The organism is Pollutimonas sp. M17 (assembly GCF_025836975.1).
Classification (GTDB): domain Bacteria; phylum Pseudomonadota; class Gammaproteobacteria; order Burkholderiales; family Burkholderiaceae_B.
In genome coordinates this window covers 2,572,262-2,596,118 of sequence record NZ_CP107548.1, presented here as the reverse complement: position 1 = coordinate 2,596,118, position 23,857 = coordinate 2,572,262, and the positions used below count along the sequence as shown (strand labels likewise).

At 63.0% G+C, this 23,857-nt stretch carries 19 protein-coding genes; 8 read left to right on the top strand and 11 right to left on the bottom strand.

Annotated elements, in window-relative coordinates; all coding sequences use genetic code 11:
* Positions 1–75: 75 nt before the first annotated feature.
* The 10 genes from acnA to OEG81_RS12200 form a co-directional block, all read right to left on the bottom strand.
* Positions 76–2,778, bottom strand: a complete 2,703-nt coding sequence (gene acnA / locus OEG81_RS12245) for an aconitate hydratase AcnA (RefSeq protein ID WP_264129536.1) — start codon at positions 2,776–2,778, stop codon at positions 76–78.
* Between the two features lie 133 nt (positions 2,779–2,911).
* Positions 2,912–5,497: a bifunctional aconitate hydratase 2/2-methylisocitrate dehydratase gene (gene acnB / locus OEG81_RS12240; protein ID WP_264129535.1), complete on the bottom strand. Its 2,586-nt coding sequence runs from the start codon at positions 5,495–5,497 to the stop codon at positions 2,912–2,914.
* A gap of 184 nt (positions 5,498–5,681) precedes the next feature.
* The gene (locus tag OEG81_RS12235) at positions 5,682–5,957 is read right to left on the bottom strand and encodes a GNAT family N-acetyltransferase (protein ID WP_264129534.1); all 276 of its coding nucleotides are present in this window, start codon (positions 5,955–5,957) and stop codon (positions 5,682–5,684) included.
* 34 nt (positions 5,958–5,991) lie between these two features.
* Positions 5,992–6,387 carry a hypothetical protein gene (locus tag OEG81_RS12230; protein ID WP_264129532.1) on the bottom strand — a complete coding sequence of 132 codons (396 nt, stop codon included), beginning with the start codon at positions 6,385–6,387 and terminating at the stop codon, positions 5,992–5,994.
* 121 nt (positions 6,388–6,508) lie between these two features.
* A complete protein-coding gene (locus tag OEG81_RS12225) occupies positions 6,509–7,951 on the bottom strand; it encodes a bifunctional 2-methylcitrate dehydratase/aconitate hydratase (protein WP_264129531.1) in 1,443 nt (480 codons plus the stop codon).
* Positions 7,952–7,985: 34 nt separating this feature from the next.
* Positions 7,986–9,176 (bottom strand): 2-methylaconitate cis-trans isomerase PrpF, encoded by a 1,191-nt coding sequence (gene prpF / locus OEG81_RS12220; protein ID WP_264129530.1) that lies wholly within the window; start codon positions 9,174–9,176, stop codon positions 7,986–7,988.
* Between the two features lie 15 nt (positions 9,177–9,191).
* Complete coding sequence (gene acnD / locus OEG81_RS12215) at positions 9,192–11,786, bottom strand: Fe/S-dependent 2-methylisocitrate dehydratase AcnD (protein WP_264129529.1); 2,595 nt, start codon at positions 11,784–11,786, stop codon at positions 9,192–9,194.
* 98 nt (positions 11,787–11,884) lie between these two features.
* A complete protein-coding gene (gene prpC, locus OEG81_RS12210; RefSeq protein ID WP_264129528.1) occupies positions 11,885–13,084 on the bottom strand; it encodes a 2-methylcitrate synthase in 1,200 nt (399 codons plus the stop codon).
* Positions 13,085–13,103: 19 nt separating this feature from the next.
* On the bottom strand, positions 13,104–13,997 hold the full coding sequence (gene prpB, locus OEG81_RS12205; RefSeq protein ID WP_264129527.1) for a methylisocitrate lyase: 894 nt from the start codon (positions 13,995–13,997) through the stop codon (positions 13,104–13,106).
* A gap of 150 nt (positions 13,998–14,147) precedes the next feature.
* Positions 14,148–15,137 (bottom strand): malate dehydrogenase, encoded by a 990-nt coding sequence (locus OEG81_RS12200; protein ID WP_264129525.1) that lies wholly within the window; start codon positions 15,135–15,137, stop codon positions 14,148–14,150.
* 317 nt (positions 15,138–15,454) lie between these two features.
* Here OEG81_RS12200 and OEG81_RS12195 point away from each other — a divergent pair, with 317 nt between their 5' ends.
* The 7 genes from OEG81_RS12195 to gltA all read left to right on the top strand — a co-directional run bounded on the left by OEG81_RS12195 (position 15,455) and on the right by gltA (position 21,222).
* Positions 15,455–16,225, top strand: a complete 771-nt coding sequence (locus tag OEG81_RS12195) for a GntR family transcriptional regulator (RefSeq protein ID WP_264129524.1) — start codon at positions 15,455–15,457, stop codon at positions 16,223–16,225.
* Positions 16,226–16,321: 96 nt separating this feature from the next.
* Positions 16,322–16,735, top strand: a complete 414-nt coding sequence (gene sdhC, locus OEG81_RS12190) for a succinate dehydrogenase, cytochrome b556 subunit (RefSeq protein ID WP_264129523.1) — start codon at positions 16,322–16,324, stop codon at positions 16,733–16,735.
* A complete protein-coding gene (gene sdhD, locus OEG81_RS12185) occupies positions 16,735–17,115 on the top strand; it encodes a succinate dehydrogenase, hydrophobic membrane anchor protein (RefSeq protein WP_264129522.1) in 381 nt (126 codons plus the stop codon). The genes sdhC and sdhD overlap by 1 nt, the downstream gene beginning before the upstream one ends.
* A 3-nt stretch (positions 17,116–17,118) precedes the next feature.
* Positions 17,119–18,894 carry a succinate dehydrogenase flavoprotein subunit gene (sdhA, locus tag OEG81_RS12180; RefSeq protein ID WP_264129521.1) on the top strand — a complete coding sequence of 592 codons (1,776 nt, stop codon included), beginning with the start codon at positions 17,119–17,121 and terminating at the stop codon, positions 18,892–18,894.
* Positions 18,895–18,907: 13 nt separating this feature from the next.
* Positions 18,908–19,624, top strand: coding sequence for a succinate dehydrogenase iron-sulfur subunit (locus OEG81_RS12175; RefSeq protein WP_264129520.1), 717 nt, complete (start codon positions 18,908–18,910; stop codon positions 19,622–19,624).
* 14 nt (positions 19,625–19,638) lie between these two features.
* Positions 19,639–19,899 (top strand): succinate dehydrogenase assembly factor 2, encoded by a 261-nt coding sequence (locus OEG81_RS12170; protein WP_264129519.1) that lies wholly within the window; start codon positions 19,639–19,641, stop codon positions 19,897–19,899.
* A gap of 18 nt (positions 19,900–19,917) precedes the next feature.
* Positions 19,918–21,222, top strand: coding sequence for a citrate synthase (gene gltA, locus OEG81_RS12165; protein ID WP_264129518.1), 1,305 nt, complete (start codon positions 19,918–19,920; stop codon positions 21,220–21,222).
* Between the two features lie 681 nt (positions 21,223–21,903).
* Here the strand turns inward: gltA and OEG81_RS12160 are convergent.
* Positions 21,904–22,791, bottom strand: a complete 888-nt coding sequence (locus OEG81_RS12160) for a LysR substrate-binding domain-containing protein (RefSeq protein WP_264129517.1) — start codon at positions 22,789–22,791, stop codon at positions 21,904–21,906.
* Positions 22,792–22,922: 131 nt separating this feature from the next.
* Here OEG81_RS12160 and OEG81_RS12155 point away from each other — a divergent pair, with 131 nt between their 5' ends.
* Positions 22,923–23,693 (top strand): sulfite exporter TauE/SafE family protein, encoded by a 771-nt coding sequence (locus OEG81_RS12155; protein WP_264129516.1) that lies wholly within the window; start codon positions 22,923–22,925, stop codon positions 23,691–23,693.
* The last annotated feature ends 164 nt before the right edge of the window (positions 23,694–23,857 follow it).

The window sequence follows — 23,857 nt, the reverse complement described above, 5'->3', positions numbered from 1 at the left end:
CGGGCCGTGCGTAAAGGAAATCCCCGGCGCGCCGGGCGCGCCAGGGATTCCGGGAAAACCGCGAAGGCGGGCGGGTCAGGCAGCCAGCAGTTCGCGCAGGACGTAGGGCAGGATGCCGCCGTGCAGATAGTAGTCGACCTCGGTCGCCGTATCGATGCGCAGCAGCATGGAGACGTCTTGCCTGCTGCCGTCCTTGCGATGGATGGTCAGCGTGACGTCCTGTTGCGGACGGATGCTGGCCTCGATGCCGGAGATGTCATAGGTTTCCTCGCCGGTGATGCCCAGCGACTCCACGCTGTCGCCGCCCTTGAACTGCAGCGGCAGGACGCCCATGCCGACCAGGTTGCTGCGGTGGATGCGTTCGAAGCTGCGGGCCACCACGGCCTTGACGCCCAGGAGTTGCGTGCCTTTGGCCGCCCAGTCGCGCGAGGAGCCGGTGCCGTATTCTTCGCCGGCGAACACCACGGTGGGTACCTGGGCCGCCACGTACTTCATGGCCGCGTCGTAAATGGACAGGCGTTCGCCGCCGGGCTGGTACAGGGTCTCGCCGCCTTCGTAGCGGCTGCCGTCGGGCAGCGCCGGAATCATCAGGTTCTTGATGCGCACGTTGGCGAAGGTGCCGCGCATCATGATCTCGTGATTGCCCCGGCGCGAGCCGTAGCTGTTGAAATCCTGCTTCATGACGCCGTGCGCCTTGAGCCACTCGCCGGCGGGCGACGTTTCCTTGATGGAGCCGGCCGGTGAGATATGGTCGGTGGTGACGGAATCGCCGAACACCGCCAGGGCGCGCGCATTCTTCACGACGGGCATGGCGGCCGGCCGCATTTCGAATCCTTCGAAGAAGGGCGGCTCGGCAATGTAGGTGGACTGCGGCCAGTTGTAGACCTCGCCCTGCACCCCCGAGATGTTTTCCCACAGCTTGCCCGGGTTGGATCGGATCTCGGCGTAGTTGCTGCGGAAGACGGCGGGATCCAGCGCCTGGCCCATCAAGGCCTGGACTTCGGCGTTGGTGGGCCAGATGTCGCCCAGCCATACGTCGCCGTTCTTGCCGGTGCCGACGGGTTCGGTCATGAGGTCGCGCAGCACCGTGCCGGCCAGCGCATAGGCCACGACCAGCGGCGGCGAAGCCAGGAAGTTGGCCTTGATGTTGGGATGGATGCGCGCCTCGAAGTTGCGGTTGCCCGAGAGCACGGCCGAGCAGACCAGGCCGTTCTGAAGGATGGCTTCGTTCAGGTCGGGCGTAAGGTCGCCGGCGTTGCCTATGCATGTCGTACAGCCGTAGGCGGCCACGTCGAAGCCCAGCTGTTCCAGATAGGGCAGCAGGCCGGTCTTGGTCAGGTAGTCGGTGACCACGCGCGAGCCGGGGGCCAGCGAGGTCTTGATGTGCTTGGGCACGGTCAGGCCGGCTTCCACGGCCTTCTTGGCCATGAGGCCGGCCGCCAGCAGCACGCTGGGGTTGGAGGTGTTGGTGCAGGACGTGATGGCGGCGATGAGGATGTCGCCATTCTTGACCTGGGTGCCCGCGCTGGTCGTGAAGACCTGATGCATTTTCTCGGGCGGCTGGTTGAAGCCGGCCGCCGATTGCTCGGAGTACAGCCGGGTATAGGTGTTCTTGACGTCGCCCAGCTCGATGCGGTCCTGGGGCCGCTTGGGCCCGGCCAGCGAGGGGGTGACGGTGGACAGGTCGAGCTTGACCAGCTGCGTATAGCCGATGTCCTGGGCGGCGGGCACGCCATACATGCCCTGGGCCTTGAAGTAGGCCTTCAGCGCCTCGATCTCGTCCTGGCTGCGGCCAGTGCCCTTGAAGTATTCGATGGTGCGGTCGTCGACCGGGAAGAAGCCCATGGTGGCGCCGTATTCGGGCGCCATGTTGCCGATGGTGGCCCGGTCGGTGACCGACAGGCTGGATGTGCCGGGGCCGCAGAACTCCACGAACTTGCCGACGACCTTCTGCTTGCGCAGCAATTCGGTGATGGTCAGGACCAGGTCGGTGGCGGTGACGCCGCCGCGCAGTTCGCCGGTGAGTTCGACGCCGACGACGTCCGGCGTGAGGATGTACACCGGCTGACCCAGCATGCCCGCTTCGGCCTCGATGCCGCCCACGCCCCAGCCGACCACACCGATGCCGTTGATCATGGTGGTGTGGCTGTCGGTGCCGACCAGAGTGTCGGGGTAGTAGACGTTATTCTGGGCGTCGTAATGCACGCCGCGCGCCAGGTGCTCCAGGTTGACCTGGTGGACGATGCCGAAGCCCGGAGGCACGACGCCGAAGGTATCGAAAGCCTGCATGCCCCATTTCATGAACTGGTAGCGTTCCTGATTGCGCTTGAACTCCAGCTTCATGTTCAGGTCCAGGGCGTCCTTGGTGCCGAAATAGTCGATCATGACCGAGTGGTCGACGACCAGATCCACGGGAACCATGGGCTCGATGCGCTTGGGATCCTTGCCCATCTTGGCCGCGACGGAACGCATGGCGGCGATATCGGCCAGCAACGGCACGCCGGTGAAGTCCTGCAGCACCACGCGCGCGACGACGAAGGGGATCTCGGTGTTGCGCTTGGCGCGCGGTTTCCAGCCGGCCAGGTCCTTGACGTGTTTTTCGGTGATCTTCTTGCCGTCGCAGTTGCGCAGCACGGATTCGAGAACGATGCGGATCGATACCGGCAGGCGCTGGATGTCGATGCCCAATGCCTGGCCCAGCGCCGGCAGCGAATAGAACTGGGCTGATTTCCGCCCGACCTTGAACTTCTGCAAACTGTTGAACGTGTTGTGCGACATAAGAGCTCCAGGATGGGTTAAGGGGGCTGTCCAGTATTTTAGGCCCGATTCGGGAAGTTTTGGGTACTCCAAAAAAGTACAGGCCCCCGGCACATCGCGCCGGGGGCCTGTACTGCTTGCGGCGGATGCCCGCTTACACGCTGACCGAGTCGGCGATTTCCTTGAAATCCTCGATCTGGTCGAAATTCATGTAGCGGTAGATTTCGTCGCTGTTCTCGCTGAGCACGCCCATCGCTTCCATGTATTCGGCGCGCGTGGGAATGCGGCCCAGGCGCGAGCAGACGGCGGCCAGCTCGGCCGAACCCAGGAAGACATTGGTGTTCTTGCCCAGGCGGTTCGGGAAGTTGCGGGTGCTGGTCGACATGACCGTGGCGCCTTCGCGCACCTGAGCCTGGTTGCCCATGCACAGCGAGCAGCCGGGCATTTCCATGCGGGCGCCCGCGCTGCCCAGAACGCCGTAATGGCCTTCCTCGGTCAGTTGCTTCTGGTCCATCTTGGTGGGCGGGGCGACCCACAGCTTGGAGGGCATGTCGCGCTTGCCTTCCAGCAGCTTGGATGCCGCGCGGAAGTGGCCGATGTTGGTCATGCAGCTGCCGATGAACACTTCGTCGATGGCGGTGCCCGACACGTCGGACAGCGTCTTGACGTCGTCCGGATCGTTGGGGCAGGCGACGATGGGCTCATGGATGTCGGCCAGGTCGATCTCGATGACCGCCGCGTATTCGGCGTCGGCGTCGGGTTCGAGCAATTGCGGGTTGGCCAGCCAAGCTTCCATGGCCTTGATGCGGCGGCCCAGGGTGCGCTCGTCTTCGTAGCCGTTGGCGATCATCCACTTCAGCAAGGTGATGTTGCTGTTGATGTACTCGATGATGGGCTCTTTGTTCAGGCGCACGCTGCAGCCGGCGGCCGAACGCTCGGCCGAGGCGTCGGACAGTTCGAAAGCCTGTTCCACCTTCAGGTCGGGCAGGCCTTCGATTTCGAGGATGCGGCCCGAGAAGATGTTTTTCTTGCCCTGCTTGGCCACGGTCAGCAAGCCTTGCTTGATGGCGTAGAGCGGGATGGCGCTGACCAGGTCGCGCAGGGTGACGCCGGGCTGCATCGTGCCCTTGAAGCGGACCAGCACGGATTCAGGCATGTCCAGCGGCATTACGCCGGTGGCGGCCGCGAAAGCCACCAGGCCGGAGCCGGCCGGGAAGCTGATGCCGATGGGGAAGCGCGTGTGCGAGTCGCCGCCCGTGCCGACGGTGTCGGGCAGCAGCATGCGGTTCAGCCACGAGTGGATGATGCCGTCGCCCGGGCGCAGCGATACGCCGCCGCGCGTGCTGATGAAGGCGGGCAGTTCGTGGTGGGTCTTGACGTCGACGGGCTTGGGGTAGGCGGCGGTGTGGCAGAAGGACTGCATGACCAGGTCGGCCGAGAAGCCCAGGCAGGCCAGGTCCTTGAGTTCGTCGCGGGTCATCGGGCCGGTGGTGTCCTGGCTGCCGACCGAGGTCATGCGGGGTTCGCAGTAGGTGCCGGCGCGCACGCCCTTGCCTTCGGGCAGGCCGCAGGCGCGGCCGACCATCTTCTGGGCCAGGGTGTAGCCCTTGCCCGAATCGGCCGGGTTTTGCGGCAGGCGGAACACGGTCGACGGAGCCAGGCCCAGCGCTTCGCGTGCCTTGGCCGTCAGGCCGCGGCCGATGATCAGCGGGATGCGGCCGCCGGCGCGCGCTTCGTCGAACAGCACGTCGGACTTGACCTTGAATTCGGAGATGACTTCGCCATTCTTCAGGGCGCGGCCTTCATAGGGGCGCAGTTCGATGACGTCGCCCATATTCATCTTGGAGACGTCCAGTTCGATGGGCAGCGCGCCGGCATCTTCCATGGTGTTGTAGAAAATGGGGGCGATCTTGCCGCCCAGGCAGACGCCGCCGAAGCGCTTGTTGGGCACGAAGGGGATGTCTTCGCCGGTATGCCAGAGCACCGAGTTGGTGGCGGACTTGCGCGAGGAACCCGTGCCGACCACATCGCCCACATAGGCGACCAGGTGGCCTTTCTGCTTCAGGCTTTCGATGAACTTGATGGGGCCGATCTTGCCGGCCTCATCGGGCTGTATGCCATCGCGCGGGTTCTTGAGCATGGCCAGGGCATGCAGGGGAATGTCGGGGCGGCTCCAGGCATCGGGAGCGGGCGACAGGTCGTCGGTATTGGTTTCGCCGGTGACCTTGAAAACCGTCAGGGTCAGGCTTTCGGGCACTTCGGGGCGGCTGGTGAACCACTCGGCGTCAGCCCAGCTTTGCAGGATGGCGCGCGCATTGGCATTGCCCTTGTCGGCCTTGTCCTTGATGTCATGGAAAGCGTCGAACACCAGCAGCGTATTCTTGAGCGCATCGGCGGCGACCGCGCCCAATTCCGCATTGTCCAGCAGTTCGATCAGGGGGCTGATGTTGTAGCCGCCCAGCATGGTGCCCAGCAGTTCGGTGGCGCGCTTGCGATCGATCAGGGCACAGGTTTCCTTGCCCAGCGCAATGGCGGCCAGGTAGGACGCCTTGACTTTGGCGGCGTCGTCCACGCCGGCCGGCACGCGATGGGTGAGCAGTTCGAGCAGGAAGTCTTCCTCGCCTGCGGGCGGAGCCTTGATCAGCTCAATCAGGTCGGCCGTCTGCTGGGCCGAAAGAGGAAGGGGAGGAATGCCCGACGCGGCGCGTTCGGCAACGTGTTGACGATAAGATTCCAGCATGATGCATGCCCTTTGGGTCTAGGTTTGTAGGAATGGCTCTATAGCTTCAATTGTAGAAGGAAGCCGTCCTGGAGGCAAATGTCTTATATCTTATATAAGACATAAGAACCGCAACTGTGGCTTTATGGTGAAAAGACTGCGGTTTTCGGTTCGGTGGCCGCGGACGAGGCCACCGTTTTGGCGATCAGGCCACCAGGTCCAGGTATTCGGGGTGGCGTTTCATGTAGGCTGCAACGTAGGAGCACAGGGGCCGAACGCCCCAGCCTTGCTCCCTTGCGGTATCCAGCGCCGCTTTGGCCAGATCGGCGGCGATGCCGCGGCCGCCCACGGCTTCGGGCACGCCGGTATGTGTAATGGCCATGACGCCGTTCTGAAGCCGATAGTCCAGCACGCTGAGCACGCCGTCTTCGGTCCATTCGAAACGCTGCTGGGCAAGATTGTGTTCGACTGCGCGGCTCATAAACGGCAAAGTTCCTCTGGGTGTCTGAGAATCATCAGACCATTGTAAGCAGGATCAGCGTCCAGAGCACCAGCAAGGCGGCAATGCCTACGAAACAACCGCCCCAGAAGCCGATCAGCGGCCATTTCAGGCGGGTGGAAAGCTCCTCGGGCCGGACATGGGCCAGCAGGCGGTTGGCTTGCCCGATGATCCAGAAATTGGACTTGGGAAAGCTGATGCGCAAAAAATAATCCAGCAGGATGGCGGCGCGTATGGAAAGGGGATAGCGTTCCCACGGCTGCTTGTCCAGATAGGGATGGCGCAGCGCCTGGTTGGTGACGCGCAGGCGGAACAGGAAAAGGAAGGCGCCGCAGACCACGCAGGTCAGCAGGCAGGCGACGAGCAGCGTGAAGGTGAAGGGCAGGGCATAGAATGCAAAAGTCTCGAACATGGCGGCGGGCCGGAATAGCCGGCGTTAACAGGCCCCTGGGCGATGCGCAAAGGGACGCTTGACGTATAAGGAAAAAACGGATGCGTGCCATTTAAGCATACTGGCGCCGCCCCTGTTTTTATCAGATGGTGTACAGGTCGACGTAGTCGTGCACCGGCATGGCTTCCAGTGTCTTGCGGTCCAGCGAAGCAGCCAGGATGCGCTGCTGCTGCCGGGGCGGAAAGCGGCGGGCCAGGTTCCTGCGGAACTTGGCCTCCAGCAGGGGGACGCCTTCGGCGCGGCGCAGCCTGTGGCCGATGGGGTATTCGCACACGACTTCGTCCATCGAGCTGCCGTCATGGAAATGGACGGTCAGCGCGTTGGCGATGGACCGCTTGTCCGGATCGTGATAGTCGGCCGTGAATGCGGGGTCTTCCACGCATGTGATCCTGGCGCGCAAGGCGTCGATGCGCGGGTCGGAGGCGACGTCGTCTTCGTAGTCGGCGGCGGTGAGCCGTCCGAAAATCAGCGGCACGGCCACCATGTACTGTACGCAGTGATCGCGGTCCGCCGGATTGTTCAGCGGCCCTTTCTTGTCGATGATGCGCAGGCAGGCTTCATGCGTGCGCAGGGTGATGCCCTCGATGTCGCCGGCGGTTCTGCCCGCGGCGGAAAGCGCGCCGTGTATCGCCATGGCGCATTCCACGGCAGTCTGCGCATGGAATTCGGCCGGGTACGAAATCTTGAACAGGACGTTTTCCATCACATAGCTGCCATAGGGGCGCTGAAACGTGAACTCCCGGCCCTTGAACAGCACGTCGTAGAACCCCCAGATCCTGGCGGTGAGGGCCGTGGGGTAGCCCATTTCTCCGGTCCGGGCCATGAGCGCCAGTCGCAGTCCCCGGCTGGTGGCGTCGCCGGCCGCCCAGCTCTTGCGGCTGCCGGTATTGGGGGCGTGCCGGTAGGTGCGCAGGCTTTGCCCGTCCACCCAGGCCAGCGAGACCGCGTTGAGGGTTTCTTCGCGATTCAGGCCCAGCAAACCGGAAATCACGGCGGTCGACGCAACCTTGACCAGCAGGACGTGGTCCAGTCCCACCTTGTTGAAGGAGTTTTCCAGCGCGATGCAGCCCTGGATCTCGTGCGCCTTGATCATGGCCGTCAGCACGGCGCGCATGGCAAGCGGCGGTTTGCCGGCGGCGACGGCGCTGCGCGAGAGCCAGTCGGCGCATGCCAGGATGCCGCCCAGGTTGTCGGAGGGGTGGCCCCATTCCGCCGCCAGCCAGGTGTCGTTGAAATCGAGCCAGCGGATCATGGCGCCGATATTGAAGGCGGCCTGCACGGGATCGAGCTGGAACTGCGTGCCCGGCACCCGCGCGCCATTGGGCACCACGGTGCCATGCACGACCGGGCCCAGCAGCTTGGTGCAGGCCGGATATTCAAGCGCCTCCAGCCCGCAGCCCAGCGTGTCGATCAGGCACAGAAGAGCGGTGTTGTACGCCAGTTCGGATTCGACCGGATAGTCGTGGACATAGTCGACGATATCGCGCAGGACGGTGTCCCATTCCTGATGTGTGCTGGATTCCATGCCTTGCGGCCCTCCAGGTGGATGGCGAATTCGCTTAGAACGCGTCGCCGGGTACGCGGACCCAACCCTCCATCAGGACGCGGGCGCTGCGGCTCATGATGGCCTTGGTCACCGTCCATTCGCCGTCTTTCTGGATGGCCTGGGCTCCCACCCGCAAGGTGCCGGAGGGATGGCCAAAGCATACTGCGTTGCGTTCGCCGCCGCCAGCCGCCAGATTGACCAGGGTGCCCGGCACCGCGGCGGCCGTGGCGATGGCGACAGCCGCCGTGCCCATCATGGCATGGTGCAGCTTGCCCATGGAGACGGCCCGCACCAGCACGTCGATGTCGCCGGCGGCGATGGGCTTGCCGCTGGACGAGACATAGCCGGCCGGCGGGGCGACGAAGGCCACCTTGGGCGTATGCTGGCGCCTGGCGGCTTCGTCGACGTGCCGGATCAGGCCCATGCGCACGGCGCCGTGCGCCCGTATGGTTTCCAGCATGGCCAGGGCCTTGTCGCTGCCGTTGATGGCTTCCTGCAGCTCGGTGCCGGTATAGCCGATGTCCCGGGCGTTGAGGAATATGGTGGGAATGCCGGCGTTGATCAGGGTGGCTTTCAATGTTCCCACGCCGGGCACCTCCAGGTCATCGACCAGCGCGCCGGTGGGAAACATCGAGCCGCCCGCGCCGTCTTCCTCGGCGGCGGGATCCATGAATTCAAGCTGCACTTCGGCGGCGGGAAACGTCACGCCATCCAGCTCGAAATCGCCGGTTTCCTGTACCTGCCCCTTGACGATGGGCACGTGGGCGACGATGGTCTTGCCAATGTTCGCCTGCCATATGCGGACGGTCGCCACGCCGTCCTGCGGAATCCGGTCGGCGTCGACCAGCCCATTGGCGATGGCGAAAGGACCCACAGCGGCCGAGAGATTGCCGCAATTGCCGCTCCAGTCGATGAAAGGCTTGTCGATGGAAACCTGGCCGAACAGATAATCGACGTCGTGGCCCGGCCTGTCGCTCCTGGACAGGATGACCGTCTTGCTGGTGCTGGAGGTGGCGCCGCCCATGCCGTCGGTGTGTTTGCCGTAGGGATCGGGACTGCCTATGACCCGCAGCAACAGGGCGTCGCGGGCCGCGCCGGGCGCCTGGGCGGATTCGGGCAGGTCCTGCAGCCGGAAGAACACGCCTTTGCTGGTGCCGCCGCGCATGTAGGTGGCCGGCACTTTGATCTGGGGTGCGTGCGTCATGACATCTCTCCTTGCTTAAACAGCCGCCGCCGATTCGATGAAGTCCTGGGCGAAGCGTTGCAGCACGCCGCCCGCTTCGTAGATGGACACTTCTTCCGCCGTGTCCAGGCGACAGGTGACCGGCACTTCGACGCGTTCGCCGTTGCGGCGGTGGATGACCAGGGTCAGCGTGGCCAGCGGCGTGGGTGCGCCCAGGACGTCGTACGTCTCGGTGCCGTCGATGTTCAGGGTGTGGCGGTTCACGCCCGGCTTGAATTCCAGCGGCAGCACGCCCATGCCCACAAGATTGGTGCGGTGGATGCGTTCGAAGCCCTCGGCCACGATGGCTTCCACGCCGGCCAGGCGCACGCCCTTGGCGGCCCAGTCGCGCGAGGAGCCCTGGCCGTAGTCGGCGCCGGCCACGATGATCAGCGGCTGCTTGCGCTCCATATAGGTTTCAATGGCTTCCCACATGCGGGTGACCTTGCCTTCGGGCTCGATGCGAGCCAGCGAGCCTTGCTTTACCTGTCCATTCTCCTTGACCATTTCGTTCAGCAGCTTCGGGTTGGCGAAGGTGGCGCGCTGGGCCGTCAGGTGGTCGCCGCGGTGCGTGGCGTAGGAGTTGAAGTCCTCTTCGGGCAGGCCCATCCTGGCCAGGTATTCGCCGGCCGCGCTGTTGGCCATGATGGCGTTCGATGGCGACAGGTGGTCGGTGGTGATGTTGTCGCCCAGCACGGCCAGCGGCCGCATGCCCTTGAGTGTGCGTTCGCCGGCCAGCGCGCCTTCCCAGTAGGGCGGGCAGCGGATGTAGGTGCTTTGCGGGCGCCATTCGTACAGCGGACTCAGCCGTTCGCCCGCATCGGCCGCGGCGGCGAACATGGGGTCGTACACGACGCGGAAATAGTCAGGCTTGACGCTGGCGGCGACGATGGCGTCGATTTCATCGTCGGTGGGCCAGATGTCCTTCAGGGTGACCGGACGGCCGTCCTTGTCCGTGCCCAGCACGTCTTTCTCGATATCGAAACGTATGGTGCCGGCAATGGCGTAGGCGACCACCAGCGGGGGCGAGGCCAGGAAGGCCTGCTTGGCATAGGGGTGGATGCGGCCGTCGAAATTGCGGTTGCCCGACAGCACGGCGGTGGCGTACAGGTCGCGCTCGACCACTTCCTTCTGGATGACCGGATCCAGCGCCCCGCTCATGCCGTTACAGGTGGTGCAGGCGAAACCCACAATGCCGAAACCCAGCTGTTCCAGCTCGGGCAGCAGCTTGGCGTCTTCCAGGTAGAGCTGCACCGCCTTGGAGCCCGGTGCCAGCGAGGACTTGACCCAGGGCTTGCGGGTTAGGCCGCGCGCATTGGCGTTGCGCGCCAGCAGGCCCGCGGCGATCACGTTGCGCGGATTGCTGGTGTTGGTGCAGCTGGTGATGGCGGCGATGATCACCGCGCCGTCGGGCATCAGGCCGGGTTCGTTCTCGACCTTGCGGGAGATGCCTCGCGCGGCGAGCTCCGATGTGGGCACCCGGCGATGCGGGTTGGACGGGCCGGCGATGTTGCGCACCACGGTCGACAGGTCGAACTTCAGCACGCGCTCGTATTGGGCGGTCTTCAGGCTGTCGGCCCACAAGCCGGCTTGCTTCGCATAAGTTTCGACCAGCCTGACCTGCTCGTCGTCGCGGCCGGTGAGCTTGAGGTAGTCGATGGTCTGCCGGTCGATGTAGAACATGGCCGCCGTGGCGCCGTATTCGGGCGTCATGTTCGAAATGGTCGCGCGGTCGCCCAGGGTCAGGCGGGATGCCCCCTCGCCGTAGAACTCCAGGTAGGACGACACGACTTTTTCCTTGCGCAGGAATTCGGTCAGGGCCAGCACCAGGTCGGTGGCGGTGGAGCCCGGCCGCAACTGCCCGGTGAGCTCGACGCCGATGATGTCGGGCAGGCGCATCCAGGATGCGCGGCCCAGCATCACGCTTTCGGCTTCCAGGCCGCCCACGCCGATGGCAATCACGCCCAGCGCATCGACGTGAGGCGTGTGGCTGTCGGTGCCCACCAGGGTATCGGGGAAGGCCACGCCGTCGCGCGCATGCACCACCGGCGACATCCGCTCCAGGTTGATCTGGTGCATGATGCCGTTGCCCGGCGGGATCACATCGATGTTCTTGAAGGCCTTCTTGGTCCAGTTGATGAAGTGGAAGCGGTCGTCGTTGCGGCGATCCTCGATGGCGCGGTTCTTCTGGAAGGCGTCCTTTTCGAAGCCCGCATGCTCGACGGCCAGCGAATGATCGACGATCAGCTGGGTCGGCACCACGGGGTTGACCTGCGACGGGTCGCCGCCTTTCGCCGCGATGGCTTCGCGCAGGCCGGCCAGGTCGACCAGCGCGGTCTGGCCCAGGATGTCGTGGCAGACCACGCGCGCCGGAAACCAGGGGAAGTCCAGGTCGCGCCTGCGCTCGATGAGCTGCTTCAGCGAGTCGGTCAGGGTGGCCGGATCGCAGCGTCGCACCAGGTTCTCGGCCAGCACGCGCGAGGTATAGGGCAGGGTGTCGTAGGCGCCTGGCCGAATGGCATCGACCGCCGCGCGCGCGTCGAAGTAGTCCAGCCGGGTTCCGGGCAGGGGTTTGCGGTTTGCAGTGTTCATGGCGTTCTGGAAAAGCGGGGTGGTGGTCGGGAGCCGCGGCATGGCGCGGAGGCGGCGGATGGGGACGGGGGGCGCCGTGGCGGCCCCCGTCCTGTGCCTTAGCGTTTGCCGATAGGAACGAACTTGCGGTCTTCCGGTCCGACGTAGTTGGCGGTGGGACGGATGATCTTGTTGTCGACGCGCTGCTCGATGATATGGGCCGACCAGCCCGCCGTGCGCGCAATCACGAACAGGGGGGTGAACATGGCGGTGGGCACGCCCATCATGTGGTAGGACACGGCCGAAAACCAGTCCAGGTTGGGGAACATTTTCTTGATGTCCCACATGACGGTTTCCAGGCGCTCGGCGATGTCGAACATCTTGGTGTTGCCCTGCTTCCTGGACAGCTTGCGGGCCACGTCCTTGATGACCTTGTTGCGGGGGTCGGAAACCGTATAGACGGGGTGGCCGAAGCCGATGATGACCTCTTTGTTCTCGACGCGGCGGCGGATGTCGGCCTCGGCCTCGTCGGGCGATTCGTAGCGTTTCTGCACTTCGAAGGCCACTTCGTTGGCGCCGCCGTGCTTGGGCCCGCGCAGGGCGCCGATGCCGCCCGCGATGGCCGAATACATATCGGAACCCGTGCCGGCGATGACGCGGCTGGCGAAGGTGGAGGCGTTGAATTCGTGCTCGGCGTACAGGATGAGCGAGGTATGCATGGCGCGCACCCATTCATCGCTGGGCTTCCTGCCGTGCAGCAGGTGCAGGAAGTGTCCGCCTATGCTGTCGTCGTCGGTCTGGACGTCGATGTAGTGCCCGTTGTGGCTGAAGTGGTACCAGTACAGAAGGGCGGAGCCCAGATTGGCCATCAGGCGGTCCGCGATGTCGCGGGCGTCGGGCAGGTTGTGGTCGTCTTTCTCGGGCAGGATGCAGCCCAGCACGGAGACCGCGGTGCGCATGACGTCCATGGGGTGGCTGGCGGCCGGCAGGGCTTCCAGGGCCGCCTGCAACTGGGCCGGCAGGCCACGCAGGCTGCGCAGCTTTTCCTTGTAGGCGGCCAGCTCGGCCTTGTTGGGCAGCTTGCCGTGGACCAGCAAATGGGCGACTTCCTCGAATTCGCAGGTTTCGGCGATGTCAAGGATGTCGTAGCCGCGGTAGTGCAGGTCGTTGCCGCTGCGGCCCACCGTGCACAGAGCGGTGTTGCCCGCCACGACGCCGGACAGCGCAACGGATTTCTTGGGCTTGGGGGCGGGCGCGGGCTGCTTGCTTGCGGTTTGCTTGCTGGCGGCCTGTTTGCCTTTTGCCTGGGTTGTAGCCATGTCTCAACTCCTTGAAAGGTTATTTCGATTTGCCTTGCTGGAAAAGCGCATCGAGACGGGATTCGAATTCGTGGTAGCCGATGCGGTCGTAGAGTTCGTTGCGGGTCTGCATGAGGTCGATGACGTTCTTCTGGTGCCCGTCGCGCCGTATGGCGGCATATACCGTTTCGGCCGCCTTGTTCATGGCGCGGAAGGCCGACAGGGGATACAGCACCATGCCGACGCCGGCGCCGCGCAGCTCATCGACGGTGAACAGCGGCGTCTGGCCGAACTCGGTGATGTTGGCCAGAACGGGTACATCCAGCGCCTTGCTGAACCGTTCGTAGGTGGCCAGGTCGTAGGATGCCTCGGCGAAGATCGCGTCCGCGCCCGCTTCGACGCAAGCCTGCGCGCGATCGAGCGCGGCATCCACCCCGTCGACGGCGATGGCGTCGGTGCGGGCGATGATGAAGAAATCGCTGTCGGTACGGGCATCGACGGCGGCCTTGACGCGGTCGGCCATTTCCTGCGTGCCGACGATCTCCTTGCCGGGGCGGTGGCCGCAACGCTTGGCGCCCACCTGATCCTCGATGTGGCAGGCCGCCGCGCCGAACTTGATCAGGCTTTTCACGGTGCGCGCGATGTTGAAGGCCGAGGGCCCGAAGCCGGTATCGATGTCGACCAGCAGGGGAAGATCGCATACGTCGGTAATGCGGCGCACATCGGTCAGGACGTCGTCCAGGGTGTTGATGCCCAGGTCGGGCAGGCCCAGCGAGCCGGCGGCCACGCCGCCGCCCGACAGGTAGATGGCGCGATAGCCGGCCCGCTTGGCCAGCAATGCATGATTGGCGTTGATGGCGCCCATGATCTGCAGGGGTTGTTCTTCTTTCAGCGCCTGGCGAAACAGGGCGCCGGCGGATGCGGGTCGGGTCATGGTGGATTCCGTAAAAAAATCTTGTCCCGACTCTACTGGATAGCGGGCATCCAGACTGTCTTCATCAGGACAATGTGCTGCAACTACTGCGTTTTTGGAAATCGATAAGAACAAGGCCCTGTTTCAGGGCCTTGCCGTTATCGCCGTCGTTTATTTCAGCAGGTCTTGCACGCCGTCGCGCTCTTCGAGCAGTTCCTTCAGGGTGAAGTCCATGCGCTCGCGCGAGAAGGCGTCGATTTCAAGCCCTTCGACACGGGTGTATTCGCCGTTGGCCGTGGTGACGGGCACGCCGTAGATGATGCCTTCGGGGATGCCGTAGGAGCCGTCGGAGGGAATGCCCATGGTGACCCACTTGCCGTTGGAGCCCAGCACCCAGTCGCGCACGTGATCGATGGCGGCGTTGGCGGCCGAGGCGGCGGACGACAGGCCGCGCGCGTCGATGATGGCCGCGCCGCGCTTGCCCACGGTGGGGATGAAGGTATCGCGGTTCCAGGCCTGATCGTTGATCAGGGCATCCAGGCTTTCGCCGCCGACGGTGGCGAAGCGTGTGTCGGGGTACATGGTGGGCGAGTGGTTGCCCCAGACGATCAGTTTTTCGATGTCGGCGACAGGCTTGCCCGATTTGGCGGACAACTGCGACAGGGCGCGGTTGTGATCCAGGCGCAGCATGGCGGTGAAATTCTTGGCGGGCAGGTCGGGCGCCGACTTCATGGCGATGTAGGCGTTGGTGTTGGCGGGGTTGCCCACGACCAGTACCTTGACATTGCGGCTGGCCACGTCGTTGAGCGCCTTGCCCTGGGCGGTGAAGATCTGGGCATTGACTTGCAGAAGGTCTTTGCGTTCCATGCCGGGGCCGCGGGGGCGGGCGCCCACCAGCAGGGCGACATCGGCGTCCTTGAAGGCTTCGCGGGCATCGCTATGCGCGCTCATGCCGGCCAGCAGCGGGAAGGCGCAATCGTCCAGTTCCATCATGACGCCCTTCAGCGCCTTCTGGGCCTTCTCGTCTGGGATCTCCAGCAATTGCAGGATGACCGGCTGGTCTTTGCCGAGCATTTCGCCGGAGGCGATGCGAAACAGCAGGGCATAGCCGATTTGGCCGGCAGCGCCGGTGACGGCGACACGCATGGCGGGTTTGGACATGAACAATCTCCCGGTAGATGGTAGGAATGAGTAAGAAGAGACAACGGACAGTGTAATTCTTTTGACGGCTTTCTTTAACCCTGGACGGGCTGGAAAAGCGGTGCCGGATGCGGGCCGTGCGACTTTGGCGCGACGGGGCCGCGCATGCGCGCGGACACAGCGCCATAGAGTAGCTAATTTTCTCTATTCGGTCAATTATCTTATATCTTATATAAGACAGAAGAGTGTTAGACAGAATGCGTCAAGCGTGCGAAAATGGCGGGCGTTGGAAACTCTTTCCCAATCTAATTTTCCCTACGGCATCCATCCCTATCGCCATGTCTGATTCGCCCCTACCCGATCGCGGCAACGCGCCTGATCGCTCTGCCAGCAGCGCGGCGTTCAGTCCGTTGTATCAGCAGATCAAGGGCCTGTTGCTGCAAAGCCTTGATCGCGGCGAATGGAAGCCGGGCGAAGCCATTCCCAGCGAACTCGAATTGGCGGCGCGCTTCCAGGTCAGCCAAGGCACGGTGCGCAAGGCCATTGACGAACTCGCGTCCGAAAACCTGTTGCTTCGGCGCCAGGGCAAGGGTACATTCGTGGCAACACACCACGAGGCCAAGGTCCGCTTCAGGTTCTTGCGCCTGACGGCCGACGACGGCAAGCAGCCCGTATCCGGAAGCCAGGTCCTGGATTGCCGGCGGGTGAAGGCGCCGGCCGACATTTCAGCGCTGCTCGAATTGCGCAGCGGCGAGATCGTGGTCAATATGCGCCGTCTGCTTTCGTTCGATCAGGCTCCCACCATTCTGGACGACATCTGGCTGCCGGGAGCGGTGTTTCGCGGCCTGACGGCCGAGTCGCTGGCCCGCTACCGCGGCCCCCTGTATGCCTTGTTCGAATCCGAATTCGGCGTCAGCATGGTGCGGGCGGAAGAAAAAATCAAAGCCGTCTCGGCCAGCGCGGACCAGGCGCAGTTGCTGCAGGTCGACCCGGCCAGTTCCCTGCTTCAGGTCGAACGCGTGTCCTATACCTACGGAGACCGTCCCATGGAAGTGCGCAGGGGGTTGTATGTAACAGAGCGGTTCCATTATAGAAACAGTTTGAATTAGCTGCGGTTTTCCGCCGATTTGATGCATCCGTCTTAAATCGGCGAAAATGCCTGTAGCGCTTTGCAATAAATTTATTTTGTTTAACTCGAGGCCATCATGTCCGATTCAGCTTCAAAGCCGCGTCCGCAGTTTCGCAATCTAAGCGTTCCGCAGATTCTGAGCTACCGCCTGCCCCTGGCAGGGAAATCGTCAATTCTGCATCGCGTCAGCGGCGCTTTATTGTTCCTCTGTATCCCGATCGTCATCCTGCCCCTGTTCGCGCTCAGCGTCACCTCGGCGGAAAGCTTCGCGAGCATACAGTCCTGGGTCGCCAACCCGCTGTGCAAGCTGGTCCTGCTGGCCCTGATCTGGGGTTTCCTGCATCACTTCTGCGCGGGCATCCGCTACCTGGTCCTGGACCTGCACATCGGCAACGACAAGCATACCGCCCAGAAGACGGCGGGCGTGGTGTTCGGCGTCAGCCTGGGGCTGACCCTGGTTTTCGGTCTTAAACTGTTTGGGGTGTGGTAATGGCACAAGAACTACTCGGTACGAAGCGCCTGGTCGTCGGCGCCCATTACGGCACCATCGATTTCATCGCCCAGCGTGTCACGGCCGTCATCATGGCGGTATACACCATCGTGCTGTTTCTCGGCATTCTTTTCACTCCCGAAATGAATTTCGAAAGCTGGCGCAATCTGTTCACGTTCACCTTCATCGGCATCCCCGCGGGGCAGTTGCTCGCCACCCTGGCTTTTCTGTCGGTCGCCTGGCACGCCTGGATCGGTGTGCGCGACATCTGGATGGATTACGTTCGATCGGCCGGCCTGCGCTTGTTCCTGCAAGTGCTGACCATCTTGTGGCTGGTGGGCGCTATCGTCTTTTTTGCAAAAATTCTCTGGAGCTTATAAGCCGTGGCTGCTGTCAAAAATTCCTTACCGCGCCGCCAGTTTGATGTGGTGGTCGTAGGCGCCGGCGGGGCCGGCATGCGTTGCTCACTGCAACTGGCCCAAGCCGGCTTGTCGGTCGCGGTCCTGTCCAAGGTGTTTCCCACCCGTTCGCATACCGTGGCGGCCCAAGGGGGCGTCAGCGCGTCGCTGGGCAACATGAGCGAAGACAACTGGTATTGGCACATGTACGACACCGTCAAGGGCTCCGACTGGCTCGGCGACCAGGACGCCATCGAGTTCATGTGCCGCGAAGCGCCCAATGCCGTGTACGAGCTCGAGCACTTCGGCATGCCTTTCGACCGCAATCCCGACGGCACCATCTACCAGCGCCCCTTCGGCGGCCATACCGCCAATTTCGGCGAGAAGCCCGTGCAGCGCGCCTGTGCCGCGGCCGACCGCACCGGTCACGCCATGCTGCATACGCTGTACCAGCGCAACGTCGCCGCGCGCACCCAGTTCTTCGTCGAATGGATGGCGCTGGACCTGCTGCGCAACGAAGCGGGCGACGTGCTGGGCGTGACGGCGCTTGAAATGGAAACCGGCGAAATCTACGTGCTGGAAGCCAAGCAGACCGTGCTGGCCACCGGCGGGGCGGGCCGCATCTGGGCCGCTTCCACCAATGCCTTCATCAACACCGGCGACGGCCTGGGCATGGCCGCGCGCGCCGGCCTGCCGCTGCAAGACCTGGAGTTCTGGCAATTCCACCCCACCGGCGTGGCCGGCGCGGGCGTGCTGATTACCGAAGGCGTGCGCGGCGAAGGCGGCATCCTGCTGAACAAGGACGGCGAGCGCTTCATGGAGCGCTATGCGCCTACCCTCAAGGATCTGGCGCCGCGCGACTTCGTTTCGCGTTCCATGGACCAGGAAATCAAGGAAGGCCGCGGCTGCGGCGACGGCAGCTACGTGGTGCTCAAGCTCGATCACCTGGGTGCGGAAACCATCCAGAAGCGCCTGCCCTCCATCCGCGAGATCGCCATCAAGTTCGCCAACGTCGATCCCATCAAGGATCCGATCCCGGTCGTGCCCACCATCCACTACCAGATGGGCGGCATCCCCACCAACATCCATGGCCAGGTCGTCAGTGTCGCCAACGGCGAAACCACGCCCGTGAACGGCCTGTACGCCATCGGCGAATGCGCCGCCACCTCGGTGCACGGCGCCAACCGCCTGGGCACCAACTCGCTGCTCGACCTGATCGTCTTCGGCCGCTCGGCGGGCAACCACATCGTGCAGTCGCACCCCGAGCGCCAGCACGCCCACCAGGCCATCCCCGAATCGTCCATCGACCAGTCGCTGGATCGCGTCAACAAGATCGAATCGCGCACCTCGGGCGAAAAGGTCCAGGACGTGGCCAACGCCATGCGCGTTTCCATGCAGCACCACTGCGGCGTGTTCCGCACGCTCGACCTGTTGCACAAGGGCGTCGAGTCCATCGAAGGCATCGCCCAGCAAGTGGACAACATCTACTTCAAGGACAAGTCCAAGGTCTTCAACACGGCCCGCATCGAAGCGCTGGAAGTGTCCAACATGATCGAAGTGGCCCGCGCAACGACCAAGTCGGCCGCCAACCGCACCGAGAGCCGCGGCGCGCATGCGCTCAGCGACCACCCCGAGCGCGACGACGAAAACTGGCTGCGTCATACATTGTGGTTCTCCGAAGGCAGCCGTCTCGAATACAAGCCGGTGACAATGAAGCCGCTTACCGTAGACAGCTTCCCGCCCAAAGCGCGGACCTTCTAAGCAGGATATCGAAATGAGCCAAAAACGTATCGTCAAATTTGAAATCTACCGCTACGATCCCGACAAGGACGAGCGTCCTTACATGCAGAAGCTCGAGGTCGAGCTGCAGCCCACCGACAAGATGCTGCTCGATGCCATCATCCGCATCAAGAACGACGTGGACGACAGCCTGGCGCTGCGCCGTTCCTGCCGCGAGGGCGTATGCGGTTCCGACGCCATGAACATCAATGGCAAGAACGGCCTGGCCTGCACGACCAACCTGCTCGAGCTCAAAGAGCCCATCGTGCTCAAGCCGCTGCCCGGGCTGCCCGTCGTGCGCGACCTCATCGTCGACATGACGCACTTCTTCAACCAGTACCACTCGATCAAGCCCTTCCTGATCAACGACCAGCCGCCGCCCGAGAAAGAGCGCCTGCAAAGCCCCGAGGCGCGCGACGAACTGAACGGCCTGTACGAGTGCATCCTGTGCGCATGCTGCTCCACGTCCTGCCCGTCGTTCTGGTGGAATCCCGACAAGTTCGTGGGCCCGGCCGGCCTGTTGCAGGCCTACCGCTTCATCGTCGACAGCCGCGACGAAGCAACCGGCGAGCGCCTGGACAACCTTGAAGATCCTTATCGCCTGTTCCGCTGCCATACCATCATGAACTGCGCCGACGTCTGTCCCAAGGGATTGAATCCGTCGCATGCGATCGGCAAGATCAAGGAACTCCTGGTTCGTCGCACCATATAGGTTATGTGTCACCGATGAGAAAGTTGTCAGAACTGGAGCGTGCCCGCCTGAGATGGCGGGCGCGTCGGGGCCTGTTGGAAAATGACCTGATCATCACCCGATTTTTAGATCACTACGAAGCCGATTTAACCGACACCGATGTTTCCGCCTTGACCTTGCTGTTCGAGATGGGCGATAACGAATTGCTTGACGTATTGCTGGCCAGAACGGCGCTTGCGGGCGTGTACGATACGCCCGAGATCCGAAGACTGGTCGCGCAAATGCAAGAGCTGTAATTTTTAAGGAAGATTGTGATGCAATTGTCAGACAAGAAAGCTACGCTATCGTTCTCCGACGGCAGCACTCCAATAGAGTTTCCTGTATACCAGGGCACTATCGGTCCCGATGTCATCGATATTCGCAAGCTGTACGGCCAAAGCGGGATGTTCACGTACGACCCCGGCTTTTTGTCGACGGCGGCGTGCGAGTCGGGCATTACCTACATCGATGGCGACAAGGGCCAGTTGCTGTATCGCGGCTACCCCATCGACCAGCTTGCGCAGAACTGCGATTTCCTGGATATCTGCTATCTGATCCTGAACGGCGATCTGCCCGACGGCACGCAGAAGTCGGAATTCGATTCGCTGGTCACCAACCACACCATGGTTCATGAGCAGATGCGCATCTTCCTGCAGGGCTTCCGCCGCGATGCGCATCCCATGGCCGTGCTGACGGGGCTGGTCGGCGCGCTGTCCGCCTTCTATCACGACTCCACCGACATCACCAATCCGCATCATCGTCACGTGTCGGCTATCCGCCTCATCGCGAAGATGCCGACGCTGGTGGCGATGGCATACAAGCATTCGCTGGGCCAGCCTTTCATCTACCCGCAGAACGACCTGTCGTACACCGGCAACTTCCTGCGCATGATGTTCGCCACGCCTTGCGAAGACTACAAGGTCAATGAAGTGGTCGAACGCGCGCTCGACCGCATCTTCATCCTTCATGCCGATCACGAGCAGAACGCCTCCACCTCGACGGTCCGTCTTTGCGGTTCCTCGGGCACGAATCCGTTTGCGGCCATCGCAGCGGGTGTGGGTTGCCTGTGGGGCCCGGCCCACGGCGGCGCCAACGAAGCCTGCCTGCAAATGCTGGAAGAGCTGCAGGCCAATGGCGGCGTGGCCAAAGTCGGCGAGTTCATGGAGAAGGTCAAGGACAAGAATTCGGGCGTGCGCCTGATGGGCTTCGGCCATCGCGTCTACAAGAACTACGATCCGCGTGCGAAGCTGATGCAGGAAACCTGCAAGGAAGTCCTGGCCGCCCTGGGCCTGGAAAACGATCCGCTGTTCAAGCTGGCGATGGAACTGGAGCGCATTGCGCTCGAGGATCCCTACTTCGTGGAACGCAAGCTGTACCCGAACGTGGACTTCTATTCGGGCATCGTTCAGCGCGCCATCGGCATTCCGACTTCGCTGTTCACGGCCATTTTTGCATTGGCCCGCACGGTGGGCTGGATCGCTCAATGGAGCGAGATGCTGTCCGATCCCGACTACAAGATCGGCCGTCCGCGCCAGCTGTACACGGGTTCGCAGACACGCGACGTGCCGACCAAGCGTTGATGGCTGCTTGACGGTAGAAAGCGGGGCGCTCTTTAGCGTCCCGTTTTTTTTTGTGCCTGGCGCTTTTTGACTGTCGATAGTTTTATCGACATTGAGGGCAGGCTTGAGATCGAGCTTGTTGAACCGGTGTCCTGGGGCGGACGCTCGATGGGTTCTTGAGCAGGCGGGATGGCAGGGGCCGGGGCCTGCTCACCGTCCGCGGTCCCGTTCCGGGACTACTCGCGTTTCCAGCCGCTGGCGGGGCGGCCGTGAAACTCGCAACGTTGGCAGCCCCCCGGGCTGCCAACACCCTTGTTGCTCGGGCAGTCACGGCCTTGCCTCCCCGCCAGCGCCCGGAAACGCGACGCTCCCGAATTCGCCAGCCCCGGCCCCCGCCATCCCGCCTTTGCGGCAAGGGCTGATGAAGGCCGTGGACCCATCAATGTCCACAACAACGTCCAAGCATCGAGTAATCTAGTGTGGGAACATCTATACACATCGATTTCGTTGTTGACGATGTAGACGAAGCCGCGAAGCGCGTCATTAACGCTGGCGCTATGCAAGAAGGAGAATGCGTTCAATGGATGGGATACAAGATGTATAAGCTTCTCGGACCCATTCGGCCATGGCTTTTGCCTCATCGAATTCACTGGCGAAACCTATGGCGGCGGCGCTTGATAGCAAGCTTGATAAAGCGCCTAACTATTTCGCCGTCAGGATGAACTCCATCATCTGCCTCACGTACACCGGCAGCTCATCCGACGATCGCAAGCAAAGCAGTAATTCCCTGGACGCCCAGGAATCGGTCAATGCGATGTGCTTGATGCCGGCCAACTTCGCACAGCGCACAGCCCCCGCCCTGGGCACTACCGCTATCCCGACTCCCTGGCCCACCATGCGACAAACCGCGTCGATGCTGCGCAGTCGTATCCGATAGCCCAATTGCTTCCCCGATCTGCGGGCATGATGGGCAATGTGATCCTGCAGGGCGCTGCCTTCCGTCAGGCCCACGAACTCGTAACCGGCCAACTCGGTCAAGCTTACCGACTTGCGTTGCGTCAGCTTATGGTCTCTGGCTACGATCAACACCAATGGGTCAGGACGGAAAACATGTGTTTCCAGGCCTTGCAAATCCACCGAATCTGCCACGATGCCTATGTCTGCTATGCCAGTGCGTATCGCATCCGCGATGTCATAGCTCATCTTCTCTTCGAGATCGATGGATATCTGCGGGTTCTGTATCAGGAAATCGCTGAGTATGTCGGGTAGATACTCGCTTAGGGCGGCTGTGTTGCACAGCAGGCGCACATGCCCCTTCAAGCCTTTGCCATACTGGTCCAGTTCGCCGCGCATGCGATCCATTTGCTGGAGCACGGACCTGGCGTGATGCAGCAAGGCCCGGCCTGCCGACGTCGGCTGTACGCCGCGCCGGTCGCGGATCAGCAGGGCGACCCCCAGGCTCTCTTCCATGCCTTTGACGCGTTCGCTGGCCGAGGCCAGCGTCATGTGCGAACGCTGGGCGCCTTTTGTGATGGTGCCGGTTTCATGGATGTTCAGGAACAGGCGCAGGTCGGTCAGGTCGAAGCGCATGAAAAAATCATAGCACGCCAGGCTATGGCTTAGCCTGAGCCTGACTTAGACAAAGCCGCATTTCCCGCGGGCCGCTTAGGCATCAGAATAGCGTCTGGACTTGATAGTGACCGCAGCCTCTGGAGCCTTCAATGATGTTGACTGAATTGTTTGCCAGCTATACGCCCACGGTATTTGGACTGGTTGTCTCGGTTTTCCTGCTGGCTGGATTGGTCAAAGGCGTGGTGGGCCTGGGCCTGCCCACCATCTCGATGGCCTTGCTCTCTATCTTCATGCTTCCGGCGCAAGCGGCCGCCTTGCTGGTGATTCCCTCGCTGGTCACCAACGTCTGGCAGACGCGCCCCGTTCACAGCCTGCTGCCCATGCTGCGACGCATAGGCGGCATGCAGGCAGGCGTTGCCGCCGGGACGCTGGCGGGCGCCATGATACTGGGTGCCCCGGCTGGCGCCTGGGCCGCCGTATCGCTGGGGGTGGCGCTGGTTGCTTATTCCCTCTGGACGCTGTTCGGCCATCCGCTGACCATACCCGCGCGCACGGAAGGCTGGCTGGGTCCGGTGATCGGAGCCTTGACCGGCTTCATCACGGCGGCGACCGGCGTGTTCGTGGTGCCCGCCGTGCCTTATCTTCAGTCGCTGGGCCTGGCCAGGGATGAGCTGATCCAGGCCATGGGCATATCCTTTACCGTTTCGACGGTGGCCCTGGCCGCCGGCTTGTGGTTGAACGACAGCTATACGCTGGGCGCTGTTGGTGCCTCGCTGATCATGCTGCTGCCCGCCTTGATTGGAATGGGGGCTGGCCAACGGCTGCGCCAGTTGCTCCCGCCCGCCACTTTTCGCCGCTGCTTTCTGATCAGCCTGATCATCGTGGGCGTCTACCTGGCGGCGAAGGGCCTGTTCTTCTGACCGCCCGGTATCGGATGCCGGGTTTCTTCATCGGCTAATGGCGGTCGAAAATCGATGGCGCCGCAGCGGTGTGTGGCGATAGCTGCCAAGCGCATGCAAATGCCGGGGCAGCTCTGAAATCACACCCCGATCCGCAGTGCTCGCCTACCGCTCGACTGTCAATG